Here is a 16716-nt window from a genome sequence, read left to right on the forward strand (position 1 = left end):
TGACGCCGAAGCGCCTGGCGCCCACACGCCGGGCGTTGCTATCTACGCCGCTGCGGGGGCCGAACTCCTCTGGAAACCGATTCTCAAATGCTCCTGAGGCATCGCTTACCGGCGGCCGCGTGCCTTTTCAGGCCATGTCCGCCAGCGTTTTTCGGCGTGTCCCCGGACGAGATTTTCCGGCGCCGTTTGGGGCCCGGCGCGGGATACGCGCAACCGGGTAATTCGTTGTCATTCTCCAGTGGGCACGTATTGTAACTGAATCACAATCCAGCACCGCAACTGCTGGAAATCTGCCAGCGGCGCATTGATATCCCGAAAATATAACGCGCACAAGGCCAAAAAGCGATGGTCGTGCACGCTTTAATACAGCAGGGTTTTCACGTGCTTTTCATACGATTTGCTTTCTTGTTGCCTTCGCGCGTCTTGCGTGAACGTAGCGTATTCAGCGGATGATTAACGCGCGTGGCTGCAATCCGCAGTCGCGGTGGGCGTCCCCGGCGCACTAGCAGTAGCACGGCGCATGCCGCGCGCCCGGCGCGACATGCGCCGTGCCCGCTCAGGCGAGACAGGCGTCGAGGCCGTCGGTGATCAGGTCGCGCGGCAATTCGATGCCGATGAACACCATCTTGTTGGTCTTCTTCTCGGCCGGTTGCCATTTCGCGGCCAGATCGCTGCCCATCATCTGATGCACGCCCTGGAACACGACCTTGCGATCGACGCCCTTCATATACAGCACGCCCTTGTAGCGCAGCAGATGCTCGCCATAGATCTGCAGAATGCCGCCGAGGAAATCCTCGAGCTTGTTCGGATCGAACGGGCGGTCGCTGCGGTACACGAACGACTTGATCTTGTCGTCGTGATGCGCATGGTGATGATGCGCGTGATCGTGGCCTTCGTGATCGCAATGGCCGTGCTCGTGATCGCAGTTCGCATGATCGTGGTCATGGTCATGGTCATGGTCATGGTCGTGATCGTGATCGCCGTGCGTGTGGCCGTGCTCGTCGTGCGCATGCGCGTGGCTGTGCGCGTGCTCGTCTTCGGTGAGAAAGTCGGGGTCGATTTCGAGCTTCGAATTCAGGTTGAAGCCGCGCAGATCGAAGATTTCCTTGATGTCCGCCTCGCCGAAATTGACGACCCTGATCGCCGCCTTCGGGTTCATATGCAGCAGACGGTGGCGCAGATCGGCCACGTGCTTTTCGTCGACGAGATCGGCCTTCGTGATGAACAGGCGGTCCGCGAAGCCGACCTGGCGCTGCACCACTTCGTGTTCGTCGAGCTGATGGTTCGCGTGCTTCGCATCGACCAGCGTGATGATCGCGTCGAGCAGGAATTCGCCCGCGATCTGGTCATCCATGAAGAAAGTTTGCGCGACCGGGCCCGGATTCGCGAGACCGGTGGTTTCGATCACGACGCGGTCGAAGTCCACTTCACCGGCCTGCTTCTTCGCGGCCAGGTCGTTGAGCACGCGCGAGAGGTCGCCGCGAATCGTGCAGCAGATGCAGCCGTTGCTCATCTGGATGATCTGCTCGTTGCTGTCCTGCACGAGGATGTCGTTGTCGATGTTCTCTTCGCCGAACTCGTTCTCGATGACGGCGATCTTCATGCCGTGCTTTTCATTCAGGATGCGCTTGAGCAGGGTGGTTTTGCCGCTGCCGAGAAAGCCGGTCAGGATGGTGACTGGGATCATGTGGGTCGCCTGTAAGTCGTGAAACGGTGCGTGATCGAACGCTAGCGAAGCTAGCCAGATGCGTAAGCCGGGCGCCGCAGCCGGATGACGCGCGGCCCTGTCTAGCCGGTTATTGAAACATATTTGCCAGGCGGGCGCAGGCCCGCGCGGCTCGGAACCGCGTGTGCCCATGCCCGCCGCCGCTGCCGCCGGCACGCGCAATCGCCCTCAAAATAAGGACGATCAGGCGATTTGCAACAGCAGCCCCTTCAGGTATTCGCCTTCGGGGAAAGCCGTGAGCAGCGGATGATCGACGCCCGCGCCGAGGCGCTTCAGAATGCGCGCGTCGACGCGTGCATCGGCGGCCGCGCCCGAGACGATCTTCTGGAACAGTTCGGGATCGATCGCGCCTGAGCACGAATAGGTGAACAGCAGGCCACCCGGGCGCAGCAGCTTCAGCCCGGTCAGGTTGATGTCCTTGTACGCGCGCGACGCGCGGTCCACGTGTTCGCGCGACGGCGCGAATTTCGGCGGATCGAGCACGATCAGATCGAACCGCTCGCCTTCGTCGTACAGGCGCCGCAGCGTCCTGAACGCGTCGGCGTCGAGCCAGGCGGCGCGTTCGGCGTCGAAGCCGTTGGCCGTGACGTTCCGCTGCGCGAGCGCAAGCGCCTCACCCGACGAATCGACCGACACGACCCGTTTCGCGCCACCCTTCAACGCCGCCAGCGAGAAGCCGCCGGTGTAGCAGAAGCAGTTCAGCACGTCGCGATCCTGCGCGAACTGCTGCACGAGCAGGCGGTTGTCGCGCTGATCGACGTAGAAGCCAGTCTTGTGGCCGTTGCGTACGTCGACGTGATAGCGCACGCCGTTTTCGCTCGCGATCAGCATGTCCGACGGCGCTTCGCCCGCGAGCACGCCGGTGATCTGCTCGAGCCCTTCCTTCTGGCGGATCGACACGTCCGAGCGTTCGTAGACATTCGGGCAGCCGGTCGCGCCGACCAGCGCCGCGACGATCGCCTCCTTCCACGCCTCGACACCCGCGGCCATGAACTGGCAGACGAGCTGGCTGCGCTGGCCTGCGTCCTCGGCGACGTAGTGATCGACGATCAGGCCCGGCAGGCCGTCGGCCTCGCCGAAAATCAGCCGTACCGCGCCGGTGTCGCGCACCATCGTGCGGCGATGCGCGAGCGCGCGCTGCACGCGGCGCTTGAAGAACGCGTGATCGATCGGCTCGGCTTCGTCGAAGCTCCATACGCGCGCGCGGATCTGCGAATGCGGGCTATACGCGGCGCGCGCGAGAAAGCGGCCGTCGTGCGCGCGCACGAGCACGGTCGCGCCGGGCGCGGGATGGCCGTCGACGCGGTCGATCGCATTGGCGTAGACCCACGGATGGCGGCGCAGCAGCGATTTTTCTTTCGACGGTTTGAGCGTAACGGTATTCATCGGGGATGTCGGTCAGGCAATGGGCCGCGCGGTAGGCCGGCGCGGCGGATGAGGTTCGGGGCGGGGACTGCGCGTCGCGGCGAGCGGTGTCAGTCGCGTTTTTTTGCGCGCGGATGCGCGCTGTCGTAGACGTGGGCGAGGTGCTGGAAATCGAGTCCTGTATAAACCTGTGTCGCGGTAATGCTCGCGTGGCCGAGCAGCTCCTGCACCGCGCGCAGATCGCCGCTCGATTGCAGCACGTGCGTCGCGAACGAATGCCGCAGCACGTGCGGATGCACGTTGGCCGGAATGCCGGCCGCCAGCGCCGCGCGCTTCACGCGCTCGCGCACGACGTTCGGCGACAGCCGGTTGCCGCGCGCCGACAGAAACAGCGGGTGGGGATCGTGTTTGACCATCTGGCCGCGCACCGCGAGCCACGCGTTCAGCGCCGCGATCGCCTTGCTGCCGACCGGCACGACGCGGCGCCGGCTGCCTTTGCCGAGCACTTCGACTTCGCCGGAATCGAGTTTGAGCCAGCCGGCGGAACGGTAGCCGTCGACGTCGGTGAAACGCGCATCGAGGCCGACCAGCTCGGCGAGGCGCAGGCCCGACGAGTAGAACAGCTCGAGCATCGCGTGATCGCGCAGGCCTTCGGGCGACGCGGCGGGCGGGCTGTCCATCAGGCGAGTGGCGTCGTCGACCGAGAGCGCCTTCGGCAGTGTCTTCGCCTGCTTCGGCGCGCGCACCGCGGCGACCGGATTGGCCGGCAGATCGACGCGGCCCGCAAGCCAGCGGTAGAACGCGCGCCATGCCGACAGCCGATGGCCGATCGAGCGCGCGGTCAGGCCGCCCGCGTGCGCGCGCGCGACGGCGCCGCGAATGTCGACGGCGCTCAGGCTTTCGAGCGGCCGGCCGTTGGCGAGCAGCTTCAGTTCCTCGAGTTCGTGCGTGTAGCCGCGCAGCGTATGCGCCGACAGCCGCCGCTCGTGTTCGAGATGCGACAGGTAGGCGGCGATCGGGTCGGCGGCGGTCACGATGGGATTGGGCGGCGGATGCGGGTGGGTGCGCGTTGGCGATGCCCGGCGCGACTCAGCGCGGCAGCAGCCGGCTCAGCGCGGCGCTCGCGAGCGCGCCGATCTGCGTGAGGAAATCGGTGGCCATGCCGTCGTGGAAGCGCCGCGCGTCGGCCGAGCCCATCACGAGCAGGCCGAACGTGGAGGCATCCTCGGCGTTTTCGGGGTTGCGCAGCGCGAGCAACGCGATCGATTCGGTGGCCTGCGACTCGGCCGACGCGGCGCCGTCCTCGTCGGCTCCGTTGGTCGCGCTGGCCGCATTCGCCGCCGGCGCGAGCCACTGTGCCGCCTCGAAGCCGGTGTTCGCGCCGCAGTACGGCGTCGTCAGGCTGCTCGCGAAAATGCGCACTTCCTCGCTGACCTGGCGCGCGAAGTCGGCCTGCGCATACGGCTCGGCGACGTCCCATACGCGCAGCGCGGCTTGCGGCACGTCGAAGATGTCGCGCAGACCGCCGGCGATCGTGCGCGGCAGCGCGTACGGATCGCGCTCGGCCATCACGCGAATCGTCCAGCGGTTGAATCTGGACGCGATGCTGTCGTTCTCGTGACCGTAGCGCAGCAGCTCGGCGAGACGCCGTTCGAGATGTTTGTTCTTGTCGCGCAGCATTTCCATCTGCCGCTCCTGCAGCGACACCGCGGCTTTGCCGTGCGGGTTCGCGAGCCGGATCGCCGCGAGCGTTTCCGCGTGTTCGACGAAGAATTCAGGGTTGGCGAGCAGGTATTCGGCGACTTCGCGATCGTTCATGGTTTGGCTGGAGGACTACGGGACGGCCGTCTTGCGGCGGCGCGTCGGTCAATGAGTTAGGCGGTGGGCACGGCGGCGGTCGAGTTCACGGATGGATTGGCGGATGTGTTGGAGGGCGCATTCACCAGGTCGCTGTCCCGCTCATCGGTCAAGTCGTCGGCCAGCTCGATCTCGCCTTCAAAGACGGTTGCCGCGGGGCCGGCCATCAGGAGCGGCGCGCCTTCCCGCGTGCTGTCCCACGTGATCGTCAGATCGCCGCCATGCGTATGCACGAGCACCGGCGAATCCAGCAGCCCGCGCCGGATACCGGCCGCGACCGCCGCGCACGCGCCCGTGCCGCACGCGAGCGTTTCGCCCGCGCCGCGCTCGTAGACGCGCAACCTGATTTCGCCGCGGCTGACGATCTGCATGAAGCCCGCGTTCACCCGCTGCGGGAAGCGCGTATGCCGCTCGATCGCCGGACCTTCGACGAGCACCGGGAACGCCTCGGCATCGTCGACGACCTGCACCGCGTGCGGGTTGCCCATCGACACCACCGAAATCCAGCGCGTCGTGCCGTTGACGTCGAGCGGCCAGAGCGTATCGGCACCTTCGCGGCGCCCTTGCAGGCCCTTGGTCGCGAACGGCACGCGTTCGGAATCGAACACCGGCGCGCCCATGTCGACGATCACCTCGCCGTTGTCCTGCATCGTCAGCGTGATCGTGCCTTTCTGTACCTGCACGCGCACGCTGCGCTGATCGGTCAGGCCGCGATCGCGCACGAACTTGACGAAGCAGCGCGCGCCGTTGCCGCAGTGCTCGACCTCGCCGCCGTCGCAATTGAAGATGCGGTATCTGAAATCGACGCCTGCGACGGTCGGCTTTTCCACCAGCAGCAACTGGTCGGCGCCGACGCCGAAATGGCGATTCGCGAGCGCGCGCACCTGTGCCGTGGTCAGGCTGACCGGCTGGGTGTAGCCGTCGAGCACGACGAAGTCGTTGCCCGCGCCGTGCATTTTGGTGAATTTGAGCTTCACGTTTTCCGTGTATCCGTTACTGCATGAGGCTTCGCGCGCGTGGGCGAAGCCGGAATCCTGGTCTGGCCGGCCGTCTGGCTATCTGCCGTTCGAGCCGGGCTGGACCAATAGTGGATGATACACGTTGGTACGCGGGGAACGGTACGGCCAGGGACGGGACGGCGCGCCCGCGAGCGCTCTCAATACACCCCCGGCACCCCCGACGGCCTCGTCTTGAACCGCTTATGCACCCAGTAATACTGCTCCGGCATCAGCGGAATCTGCTTTTCGAGAAACTCGTTCATGCGCCGCGCGTCGGCGTCGTCGTCGCCGGTCGGGTAGTTGTCCCACGGCTTGAAGACCTTGAGCCGGTAGCCCTTGTAGTTCGGCAGCACTTCGCCGATGAACGGCACGACCTGTGCATGCCCGACTTTCGCGAGACGGCCGACCGCGGTCAGCGTGCAGGTCGGCACGCCGAAGAACGGCACGAACGTCGAATTGCGCGCGCCGTAATCCATGTCCGCGCCGAGCATCACCGGCTTGCGTTCGCGCAGCCAGCGCAGCACGATGCGCGCGCTGTCCGCGCGGCTCGCCATGTCCGCGCCGAAACGCGCGCGCGCCGCTTTCGCGACCTCCTCGAACTCCGGGTTCGACATCGGCTGATAAAGCGAGCCGCACTGGCGCTTCAATGAGTAGTTCAGGAAGATCGAGCCCGCCTCGATGCCGACGAAGTGAAAGCCGAGAAACAGCGTCGGCGGCAGGTTCGGGTCCGTCAGATCGATCGCGCTGTCGAGCTCGATCAGCTTTTCGAGCTTCTTCGCCGAGCCGAACCACTGTACGCTGCGTTCGAGGTAGCTGCGGATCGCATGGCGAAAGTGCTTCTGCGCGACGTCCTCGCGGCGCTCGTCGCTCCAGTCGGGGAAGCACAGCTTCAGGTTGATGTGGACGATGCGCTTGCGGCGGCTCGGGATCTGATAGAGCAGCCAGCCGAGGCCGTCGCCGAGACGGGCGACGAAACCATAGGGCAACAGCGCGAAGAGTTTGAGCAGCCCGATCGCGAGCTTCGGACCGTAGCGGCTCAGCATGCCGCCTCCGCCGGGGAGGCGCTGCGTGTGACGGGTTTCGGGAAAGCAGAAAAATCGACGGAATACCGCACGCGTGAACACTCTGTGACATTCAAGGGAAGTCGCTATAATAAAGGCTTCGCCGAGTTAATAGACAACTTGCGGGGCGAAGCCGGCGGGTGCGGTCCATGGGTTTCCATGGCAACGCATCCAACGGTCAGGTAATCCGCTAAAGCGTCGCCGCTTCAGACTCCCGAAGCTGGCTACGTGAAACTCAACCGTAACCACCAAACAGGAGTCTGCAACGTGGCAAACGACTATCTCTTCACTTCCGAATCCGTTTCCGAAGGCCATCCCGACAAAGTCGCGGACCAGATCTCGGACGCCATCCTCGACGCCATCCTCGCTCAGGACAAATACTCGCGTGTTGCGGCCGAAACGCTGTGCAACACCGGGCTCGTCGTGCTGGCTGGTGAAATCACCACGACTGCGAACATCGACTACATCCAGATCGCGCGCAACACGATCAAGCGCATCGGCTACGACAACACCGACTACGGCATCGACTACCGCGGCTGCGCGGTGCTCGTCGCGTACGACAAGCAGTCGCCGGACATCGCCCAGGGCGTGGACCGCGCGCACGACAACAACCTCGACCAGGGCGCGGGCGACCAGGGCCTGATGTTCGGTTACGCGTGCGAGGAAACGCCGGAACTGATGCCGCTGCCGATCCACCTGGCGCACCGTCTGGTCGAGCGTCAGGCGAATCTGCGCCGCGACGGCCGTCTGCCCTGGCTGCGTCCGGACGCGAAGTCGCAGGTCACCGTGCGCTACGTCGACGGCAAGCCGCATTCGATCGACACCGTCGTGCTGTCCACCCAGCACTCGCCGGACATCGAACTCGCCACGCTGCGTGAAGCGGTGATCGAGGAAGTGATCAAGCCGACACTGCCGGCCGATCTCATCAAGGGCGACATCAAATTCCTCGTGAACCCGACCGGCCGCTTCGTGATCGGCGGTCCGCAAGGCGATTGCGGTCTGACGGGCCGCAAGATCATCGTCGATACGTACGGCGGCGCGGCGCCCCACGGCGGCGGCGCGTTCTCGGGCAAGGATCCGTCGAAGGTCGACCGCTCGGCGGCTTATGCCGGCCGTTACGTCGCGAAGAACGTCGTGGCCGCGGGCCTCGCATCGCGCTGCCTGATCCAGGTGTCGTACGCGATCGGCGTCGCCCAGCCGACCTCGGTGATGGTCAACACGTTCGGCACCGGTCGCGTGTCGGATGCGACGATCACGGAACTCGTGCGTCAGCATTTCGATCTGCGTCCGAAGGGCATCATCCAGATGCTCGACCTGCTGCGCCCGGTCTACGAGAAGAGCGCGGCCTACGGCCACTTCGGCCGCGAAGAGCCGGAATTCACATGGGAAGCCACCGACAAGGCGCTCGCGCTCGCCGAAGCCGCCGGCACCGAACCGGTTGCGGCGCTCGCCGAATAAGCGCGGACCGATCGCTGTCTGTTAGAGCAAAAAACCCCGCCGGCGCGAGCCGGGCGGGGTTTTTCTTTATCTGCTGGATGCGCGCGCGTCGATTGGCAGTTCAACGGCTCAGTGGCCAAAAGCTCACCGGCTTGCAAACGCGAACGCGAACCACCCGCTGCTGCTCGTCGACAGCCGGCGCGGCCGGCGGCTCGCATGAATCTGCCCCTCCGGCGCGCGCCTCCTGGCGGCAAGACGCATCGGCGTCGGCTTGCGCAGCAAGGTGCGCAGCGAGAAACGGCGCGTGCCGCCTTGCTGGCGCAGCGACGAGAAGAACGTATGGAACCAGGTGCGGATGCCATCGACGGTCCTGGCGTCGCGCCACTGTTCGCCGAGCGCGCGGGTACGCGCGGCATGATGGCGCAGCGCCCGCATCAGATGACGGTGGGTGGGACGCGCCGCTTTCAGCGCGGCACGGGTAAGACGGGTGCTCAGAAGAGTATGCATGGCTTCACAAATAGGCTATGTACCGCACGTCGGCACGTGCACCGGAATGCGCACGGAAAGCAGCACCAAATGTGCCAATGACGGGGTTGCGATGAACGGTCTGAAAGCCGGAAATCCGGTGCGGATCGCCACGGCGGAAACCGCGACGCGAGACGCGAAGCGCGGCGCAGCGACGGAAAAACGCGGAGAAACCGGCGGCACGGACCCTGGCGGCCCGCGCACGGCAAGCAAGCGGGTGAGCGACGATCAACATTCCATGCAGGCTACACGCGATTCGTGACGTCAGAAAGTCGGTTATTACCCTGCGAAAGCGGGTCACTTCCCTATAAAGCAATGCCGTGGATGCGGAAGTGATGCGCCCTTTGCGGTCGATTCTCGTGCCCGTTTGCCCATCGACTGTGCGCAGCGGCGCCCATCGCGCCAGAATCGGGTGCATCGGCGCGCGGCAAAACTGCGGCAAAAGGGGATCTGCGGAGACGACACAACGGACAAAACGGCGGACAAAACCGCCAGCGAAACAACGCACCCCGATCGCGCCCGTTTTACAATCGACAATCAGGTTAGTCGACAGTCACGGAACACCATGTCACTTCATTCGAAGAAAGAACAGATTCACACGTTGCGGGAGCAGGGTTTTGTCGTCGTGCCAGGACTCGTGGCGCCCGAGCGTTGCGAGGAACTGAAGCGGATCGCGCAGCAGCAACTGCACGAAGCGGCGGCGCCGATCGAGTTCGAAGCGGATCTGCAGTATCCGGGTGCGCCGTCGTCGAAGGATGCGCCCGGCGGGCATACGGTGCGGCGTCTGCTCGATGCGTATGGGCGTCACCCGGCGTTCGCGCAATGGGCGACCGCGCCGGAAATTCGCGGCTGGATGGAACTGTATTTCGGCGAGGAGCCGCGCCTGTCGCGCGCGCATCACAACTGCATGATGACCAAGCATCCGGCGTACGGCAGCCTGACCGGCTGGCATCGCGACGTGCGCTACTGGTCGTTCGAGCGCGACGATCTCGTGTCGGTATGGCTCGCGGTCGGTCCGGAAACCGTCGATAACGGCGCGTTGTGGTTCGTGCCGAAATCGCATGGCGCGGCGTTCACATCCGAGCGTTTCGACGAAGCGAAATTTTTCCGCGCCGATCTCGAAGAGAATCAGGCCGCGATCCGCACCGCGGTATCGCCGGAGCTGAAGGCAGGGGACGTCGTCTTCTTCCATTGCAACACGCTGCACTCGGCCGGCAAGAATCTCAGCGATCAGGTGAAGTTCTCGCTGGTGTACACCTATCACGGCGTGAGCAACGTGCCGCTGCCCGGTACGCGTTCGGCGGCGAAACCGGAGATCGCGTTCTAGCCTCATGAATGACGACGGCGCCTGTTCTCGCGTTCAGACGATCGAACGCGAGAACAGGCGCCGCGTATGCAAGCGTTACCGCTTCCTCCCCGACAACGCCATCCCCGTCAAGCCGGCCAGCGTCGCGACGACGCCCGCCACGATCAGCACGATCGCCTTGTTGCTCGGCGAGCCGGTAAAGAAGCGCGACACGTCGCTGCTTACCGAATTGAATGCCTGGCCGCCGAAATACAGCAGCACGATACCGCCGACAATCAGCGCGATCGAAATCGCTTTCGTCATCTAGTCCTCCCATCAGCCTGATCCGGCCAGAGTGTAGGTGAGCCGTCCACGTTCGTCCATCCCGCATACCGGGTGCCTGCAAGCGTCGCGTCGATTGGCTACCATAACGCTCTGGCCGCACACAACAATGAACCTCTGAAGCAGCACGCCTCCCGCAACGCGCGAATCCTCGTGCCCGCAATCGCCGGGCGATTTCATCGACAAGGACATCAGCAATGGCTTACGAAGCAGCTCCAGAACGCTATTCGGACATGCAATACCGCGTCTGCGGCAAGTCGGGTCTCAAACTGCCGGCGCTATCGCTCGGTTTGTGGCACAACTTCGGCGACACCACGCCGATCTCCACGCAGCGCGACATCCTGCGCACCGCCTTCGATCTCGGCATCACGCACTTCGATCTCGCGAACAACTACGGGCCGCCGTACGGCAGCGCGGAAACCAATTTCGGGCGTCTGTTCAAGGACGATTTCAAGCCGTATCGCGACGAACTGCTGATTTCGTCGAAGGCCGGCTGGGACATGTGGCCGGGTCCGTACGGCCAGGGCGGCGGCTCGCGCAAATACGTGCTCGCGAGTCTCGATCAGAGCCTGAAGCGCATGGGCCTCGATTACGTCGACATCTTCTATTCGCATCGCTTCGACGCGCACACGCCGCTCGAGGAAACCGCGGGCGCGCTGGCGAGCGCGGTGCAGCAGGGCAAGGCGCTGTATATCGGCATCTCGTCGTACTCGTCCGCGAAAACGCGCGAGATGACGAAGCTGCTCGCCGGGTACAAGGTGCCGCTCCTGATCCATCAGCCGTCGTACAACATGCTGAACCGCTGGATCGAACGCGATTTGCTCGATACGCTCGAAGAGGTCGGCGCGGGTGCGATCGCGTTCACGCCGCTCGCGCAGGGGCTGTTGACCGGCAAGTATCTGAACGGCGTGCCGGCCGACGCGCGTGTCAACAAGCCGGGCGGCGGCTCGCTGAAGCAGGAGCATCTGAGCGGGCAGAACATCGAGCACGTGAGAAAGCTCAACGACATCGCGCAGCGGCGCGGCCAGAGCCTCGCGCAAATGGCGCTCGCATGGGCGTTGCGCGATGCGCGCGTGACCTCGGTGCTGATCGGCGCGAGCCGCGCGGAGCAGGTGCGCGAGAACGTCGGCGCGTTGAAGAACCTCGCGTTTTCGGCGGAGGAACTTGCGGAGATCGATCGCTTCGCGACCGAAGGCGGGATCAATCTGTGGGAAAAGCCGTCGACGGATCAGGCCATCTGATCTGATCGGGTGATGGACCGTCCGCGAACGGAATAGAGACAGGCAAAGCCGCACGCCGGGCGTGCGGCTTTTCTATTGACGCTTCGCCGCTACACGAGCGCCGGCAGACCTTCGACCAGCGCGACGGCACATATCACGCCGATCAACGCGCCCAGCACCCGCAACGCGTTGTGCCGCAGTTCGGTCTTGCAGGGCAGTGCGCCGACGAACAGCGCGCCCGCCAGCGCCATCGGAATGACCAGGATGAAATCGCCGATCGTAAAGTACGTCGTCATATTCGTCTCCTTTGTATTTCCGGCGAAGGCTGCGGTCCTGAAAACATGCGAAGAGCCCGCGCTCGATTCGAGTATAGGAGACCGGTGGACGGACATCCTCGCGTCACAGTGCGTGGCGGCGCTTATTCGCAAGCTGCTGAACGCGGCCCGGCAGGGAATGCGGCGATGGCGCGGCGCAGCAAATAAGGCGAAAAAATATGAAGCGTTCGCCTACATATGGCTTACGTTTCGTGGCGAGTTCATGCGGAGTGAGTCATACGGGCCGGTACCGCGCGGCGTATGGCGGGCGGGGATTCTCGCAGCGCCTGAGCCGATGTACTCGTCCGGCTATTCGCGCTGGCGCAAACGCATTGCCGCGAGCAGCCCGATCACGAGCAGCGTACCCACGAGCCCGGCGACGCCATTCCAGCCATGCCCGGTCCACACGTGGCCGCCATACGATCCGATCACGCTCGAGCCGATGTAATACGCGAGCAGATACAACGCGGCAGCCTGCCCCTTCGCGTCTTTCGCGAGTCGCCCGACCCAGCCGCTCGCCACCGAATGTCCGGCGAAGAAACCAAACGTCAGGCACGCGATACCGGTCGCGATTGCCGTGAGCGGATGCAGCATCGTCAGCGCGAGGCCGAACATCATCAGCAGCAGGCTTGCGGTCAGCACCCGTGCGCGGCCGAACGTATCGGCCATGCGCCCGGACCACGGCGACGCGATCACGCCGGTCAGATAAACGATGAAAATCGCGCCGATTTCCGTCTGGTTCAGCCGATACGGCGGCGCGAGCAACCGGTAGCCGATGTAGTTGTACAGCGTGACGAAGCTGCCCATCAGCACGAAGCCGAGCAGGAACAGCAGCGGCAGCCCGGGTCGCGTGAACTGCCTGAGCAGCGCGGCGCGGTGATGCGCGAAGCCGAGCCCGCGGCGCGGCACGAAATGGCGCGACGGCGGCAGCAGCGCGCGAAACGCGAGCATCGACAGCAGGCCGAGCACGCCGATCGTGCCGATCGCGACACGCCACGAGAACAGATCCGCGACGACGCCGGTAATCACGCGCCCGGCCATGCCGCCGATCGCGGTACCGCCGACATACAGTCCCATTGCGAGACCGAGGCCGTCGGGATGCACTTCCTCGGCGAGATACGCCATCGCGACCGCCGGCACGCCGCCGAGCGCGAGTCCCTCGAGGAAGCGCAGCACGAGCAGTTGATGCCAGTGCGGCGCGACCGATACGCCGAGTGTCAGCAGCGCCGACATCGTCAGCGACAGCGTCATCAGCTTGTGACGGCTCCAGCCCTCGGAGATGAAACCGGCGACGAAAATCGCGAGCGCGAGCGCGGCGGTCGAGAGCGACAGCGACAGGCTGCTTTGCGCGGGCGTCACGCCGAACGACTCGGAAAACGACGGCAGCAGCGGTTGCACGCAATAGAGCAGCGAGAACGTCGCGTAGCCGGCGAACAGCAGCGCGATGCTCGCGCGCCAGTATGCGCGCGAGCCGCGTTCGAGATAGGGGATGTCCGGCACGGTGCGAGCGCGGGAGGAAGCAGCGGGGGCTGGAGTAGGAGAGGGAACGGCAGAAGCAGTCCGCAGGGATTCCGGCGGCAGAGTCACAACAAAACTCCTTGAATCACACGACAAAGCGCAAAAAGGAGTTAAGGATACGCTGAAAAGGGAACTCGGGCCGGCGGCGCGCGCAGTCGCGCTAACCGTGCGCCGCCGCCCCGCTGGCTGGCACCGGCGCCGGCGGATGCACGATCTCTTCGTCGCCTGGCAGCGCCGACGTATTCCAGCCGCCGCCGAGCGCTTTCACGAGCGCGACGCTCGCGGCCATTCGACGGCGCGCAATAACCACCGCGTTGCGCTCGTTCGTGAGCGCGGTCGTCTGCGCGACCACCACGTCGAGGTAAGTGATCGCGCCGTTCTTATAGCGATCCGACACGACCGCGAGCGAGCGCCGCGCGGCCGCCACCGCGTCGTCCTGCGCGGCCGCTTCCTGTTCGAGCACGCGCAGCGCGGCGAGGTTGTCCTCGACCTGGCCGAACGCGTTCAACACCGTTTGCCGATACTGCGCGACGCTTTCGTCGTAATGCGCGCGCGCCTGTTCCTTGACCGCCGCGCGGCCGCCGAAGTCGAGCAACGTGCCCGCGAGCGTCGGGCCGAGCGACCACAGCCGGCTCGGCGCGAGCAGCCACTGGCTGTAGTTGGTCGCCTCCAGGCCGCCCGTCACGGCCAGCACGAGATTCGGGAAAAACGCCGCGGTCGCGACGCCGATCTGTGCGTTCATCCCGGCGACGCGCCGCTCGGCCGATGCGATGTCGGGCCGCCGTTCGAGCAGTTCCGACGGTACGCCCGTCGCCGCGACGACCGGCACGGCGACGAGCGGCGCGACCGGCAGCGTGAACGTCGACGGCGGCTGGCCGATCAGGATCGCGATTGCATGTTCGAGTTGCGCGCGCTGCACGCCGAGGTCGAGCGCTTGCGCCTGCGTGGTCTTCAGTTGCGTTTGCGCCTGCGCGACGTCGGCGTCGGTCGCGATGCCGCCCGCGTAGCGGTGCTGCGTGAGTTCGAGCGCTTCCTGATAGGCCTTGATCGTGTCGTCGAGGAGTTGACGTTCCTGGTCGAGTCCGCGCAGCTCGAAGTAGTCGGTGGCGAGTTCGGCCTGCATCGACAGCAGCGCGGCTTCGACGTCGGCGGCGCTCGCCTGCGCGCCGGCCTTCGCGCCTTCGACGCTGCGCGATACGCGGCCCCACAGGTCCGGCTCCCACGATGCGTCGACCTGCACGAGATAGTCGTTCAGCGCGAGACCGGCCGTCGATTTGTGCAGCACGTTCGCCGAAGTCCGCGTGCGTGAAAACTGGCCGCTCGCGGTCACGACCGGGAAGAACTCCGAGCGGTATTGCGCGACGGTTGCGCGGGCCGCGCGAAAGCGTGCTTCGGCGGCCTGCACGTCCTGGTTCGCGCTCGCGACCTGTTGCTCGAGCGCATCGAGCGACGGGTCGCCGTAGATGCGCCACCAGGCGCCGCGCGCGAGCGTGTCGGCGGGCTGCGCGGGCTTCCAGCCGGTGCCTTCGAGTTCGCGGTAGGTGGCCGGCGTGACGGTGGTCGGCTTGACGTAATCGGGACCGACCGTGCAGGCGGTCAGCGCGCCCGCGAGCGTCAATGCAAAAACCGACGCGCGCACCGCGCCGTGCGGTGAAGGACGCAGCGCGGTGTGTGTCGATTCAGTCGATTCACGCGCGCCGGCACGCGCCGATGCCGTACGAACGCAACCGCGCGCGGACGCGCAAGCCGGCATGACCGCACGATGCAAACGCGGCATCTTCATGACTGCGTTCCCGCGGCCGGCGGGGCGGCGCCTCGCGCAGGCGAGCTTGCCGCCGCGCCTTCGGCACTACCGTTGTCCTTGCGCGGCACGATCCGCACCGGCGCGCCATCGACGATCGAATCCTGCGGATTCAGGATCACCTGCTCATCACCCTGCAACCCCGATACGATCGCGACGCGCGTGCCGAAGTCCGTACCGAGCGACACCGGCAGCAGCTTCACCTTGCGTTGCGCATCGACGCTCGCGACCTTCACGCCGTCGGGCCGGAACAGCAGCGCATTGCCCGGCAGCGTGTATGGCGCCGCGCCCGCGCCGAGCGCGAAATGCACCTGCGCATACGCACCCGGCAGCAGCTCGCCGCCGCGATTGTCGACGTCGACCTCGACGAGCATCGTGCGCTGCTGCGGATCGACGGCGCCCGCGGTGCGCGCGACCGTGCCCGGATAATGCCGCGACGGCGTCTCGGTCAGCGTCAGATACGCGCTCTGTTGCGCGCGCACCTGCTGCGCGTACCCCTGCGGCACGTTCACGTAGACGCGCAGCCGGTCCGCCTGCACGACATGAAACAGCTCCTTCGCGGGACCGCCCGAACTGCCCGCGTCGATCAACGCGCCGACGTCGACGTTGCGCGCGGTCACGGTGCCGTCGAATGGCGCATAGACCTTCTGGAACGACTGCGTTTTCTCGAGCCGCGCGACGTTGAAACGCGCGGCATCGAGCGTGGCTTTCTTCGCGAGCATGTCGCCGACTTTCTCGTCGGTCTCCTGCTTCGACACCGACTTGCTCCGGAACATCTCCGTCCAGCGATCGGCGGTGCTCTTCGCGAGCGCGTAGTTCGCGTCGGCGTTCGCGAGATCGGCGCGGGCGGCGCGCAACTGGTCGTCCACTTCGGGCGTGTCGATTTCCGCGAGCAACTGGCCGTTCTTCACGTGCGCGCCGATATCCGCGTACCACTTCTTCAGATAGCCGTTGGTGCGCGCGTAAATCGGCGTGTCGAGAAACGCCTGCACGTTGCCGGGCAGCACCAGATCGAGCGCGCCCGACGACTTCTGCGGCAGCACGACTTCGACGCTCATCTGGCTCGCGTGCTCGGCCTCGCGCTCGAGCGCCGCGTGCGCATCGTAGCGCGACCAGATGCCTTGCGCGGCGAGCGCGAGCACGGCGACGGCGGCGGCGAGCGCGATCCAGCGGGTGCGCTTCGCTTTCGCTTGATCGCTCGAGTCCGAGCCGTCTGGACGTTGTGCTTCCATCAACCTTCCCCTATGTCGATCTCGTCACGCGCTGC

General features: G+C 65.5%; 16 protein-coding genes. 4 read left to right on the forward strand and 12 right to left on the reverse strand.

Features of this window, described 5'->3' with window-relative positions; all coding sequences use genetic code 11:
- Positions 1-556: 556 nt before the first annotated feature.
- The 6 genes from QM685_RS01540 to QM685_RS01565 all read right to left on the reverse strand — a co-directional run bounded on the left by QM685_RS01540 (position 557) and on the right by QM685_RS01565 (position 6989).
- A complete protein-coding gene (locus QM685_RS01540; protein ID WP_415112080.1) occupies positions 557-1687 on the reverse strand; it encodes a CobW family GTP-binding protein in 1131 nt (376 codons plus the stop codon).
- Between the two features lie 222 nt (positions 1688-1909).
- Positions 1910-3112: a class I SAM-dependent rRNA methyltransferase gene (locus QM685_RS01545; RefSeq protein ID WP_415112081.1), complete on the reverse strand. Its 1203-nt coding sequence runs from the start codon at positions 3110-3112 to the stop codon at positions 1910-1912.
- Positions 3113-3201: 89 nt separating this feature from the next.
- On the reverse strand, positions 3202-4125 hold the full coding sequence (gene xerC, locus QM685_RS01550; protein WP_415112082.1) for a tyrosine recombinase XerC: 924 nt from the start codon (positions 4123-4125) through the stop codon (positions 3202-3204).
- A gap of 55 nt (positions 4126-4180) precedes the next feature.
- Entirely contained in the window at positions 4181-4909 is a 729-nt protein-coding gene (locus QM685_RS01555; protein ID WP_415112083.1) for a DUF484 family protein, read from the reverse strand.
- 56 nt (positions 4910-4965) lie between these two features.
- Positions 4966-5925, reverse strand: a complete 960-nt coding sequence (dapF, locus tag QM685_RS01560) for a diaminopimelate epimerase (protein WP_415112084.1) — start codon at positions 5923-5925, stop codon at positions 4966-4968.
- A gap of 179 nt (positions 5926-6104) precedes the next feature.
- Positions 6105-6989, reverse strand: a complete 885-nt coding sequence (locus QM685_RS01565) for a lipid A biosynthesis lauroyl acyltransferase (protein ID WP_415112085.1) — start codon at positions 6987-6989, stop codon at positions 6105-6107.
- Positions 6990-7274: 285 nt separating this feature from the next.
- Here QM685_RS01565 and metK point away from each other — a divergent pair, with 285 nt between their 5' ends.
- Positions 7275-8465, forward strand: coding sequence for a methionine adenosyltransferase (gene metK / locus QM685_RS01570; protein ID WP_415112086.1), 1191 nt, complete (start codon positions 7275-7277; stop codon positions 8463-8465).
- A 123-nt stretch (positions 8466-8588) separates the two neighbouring features.
- On the opposite strand, the gene QM685_RS01575 is transcribed toward metK, so the two are convergent.
- A complete protein-coding gene (locus tag QM685_RS01575) occupies positions 8589-8951 on the reverse strand; it encodes a hypothetical protein (protein WP_415112087.1) in 363 nt (120 codons plus the stop codon).
- A 46-nt stretch (positions 8952-8997) separates the two neighbouring features.
- On the opposite strand from QM685_RS01575, the gene QM685_RS01580 reads away from it, so the two are divergent.
- Positions 8998-9231: a hypothetical protein gene (locus QM685_RS01580; RefSeq protein WP_415112088.1), complete on the forward strand. Its 234-nt coding sequence runs from the start codon at positions 8998-9000 to the stop codon at positions 9229-9231.
- Positions 9232-9534: 303 nt separating this feature from the next.
- Entirely contained in the window at positions 9535-10296 is a 762-nt protein-coding gene (locus tag QM685_RS01585; RefSeq protein WP_415112089.1) for a phytanoyl-CoA dioxygenase family protein, read from the forward strand.
- Positions 10297-10371: 75 nt separating this feature from the next.
- On the opposite strand, the gene QM685_RS01590 is transcribed toward QM685_RS01585, so the two are convergent.
- A complete protein-coding gene (locus QM685_RS01590) occupies positions 10372-10578 on the reverse strand; it encodes a DUF3185 family protein (RefSeq protein WP_415112090.1) in 207 nt (68 codons plus the stop codon).
- A gap of 215 nt (positions 10579-10793) precedes the next feature.
- Here QM685_RS01590 and mgrA point away from each other — a divergent pair, with 215 nt between their 5' ends.
- On the forward strand, positions 10794-11837 hold the full coding sequence (gene mgrA, locus QM685_RS01595) for an L-glyceraldehyde 3-phosphate reductase (RefSeq protein ID WP_415112091.1): 1044 nt from the start codon (positions 10794-10796) through the stop codon (positions 11835-11837).
- Between the two features lie 89 nt (positions 11838-11926).
- Here the strand turns inward: mgrA and QM685_RS01600 are convergent, their stop codons facing one another.
- The 4 genes from QM685_RS01600 to QM685_RS01615 form a co-directional block, all read right to left on the reverse strand.
- The gene (locus tag QM685_RS01600) at positions 11927-12112 is read right to left on the reverse strand and encodes a hypothetical protein (protein ID WP_094777732.1); all 186 of its coding nucleotides are present in this window, start codon (positions 12110-12112) and stop codon (positions 11927-11929) included.
- A 327-nt stretch (positions 12113-12439) separates the two neighbouring features.
- Entirely contained in the window at positions 12440-13630 is a 1191-nt protein-coding gene (locus QM685_RS01605; RefSeq protein WP_415112092.1) for an MFS transporter, read from the reverse strand.
- Positions 13631-13808: 178 nt separating this feature from the next.
- The gene (locus QM685_RS01610; protein WP_415112093.1) at positions 13809-15431 is read right to left on the reverse strand and encodes an efflux transporter outer membrane subunit; all 1623 of its coding nucleotides are present in this window, start codon (positions 15429-15431) and stop codon (positions 13809-13811) included.
- Positions 15428-16681: an efflux RND transporter periplasmic adaptor subunit gene (locus tag QM685_RS01615; protein WP_415112094.1), complete on the reverse strand. Its 1254-nt coding sequence runs from the start codon at positions 16679-16681 to the stop codon at positions 15428-15430. The genes QM685_RS01610 and QM685_RS01615 overlap by 4 nt, the downstream gene beginning before the upstream one ends.
- Between the last annotated feature and the right edge of the window lie 35 nt (positions 16682-16716).

Origin of the sequence: Paraburkholderia sp. (assembly GCF_047605525.1) — a bacterium.
Lineage (GTDB): Bacteria > Pseudomonadota > Gammaproteobacteria > Burkholderiales > Burkholderiaceae > Paraburkholderia.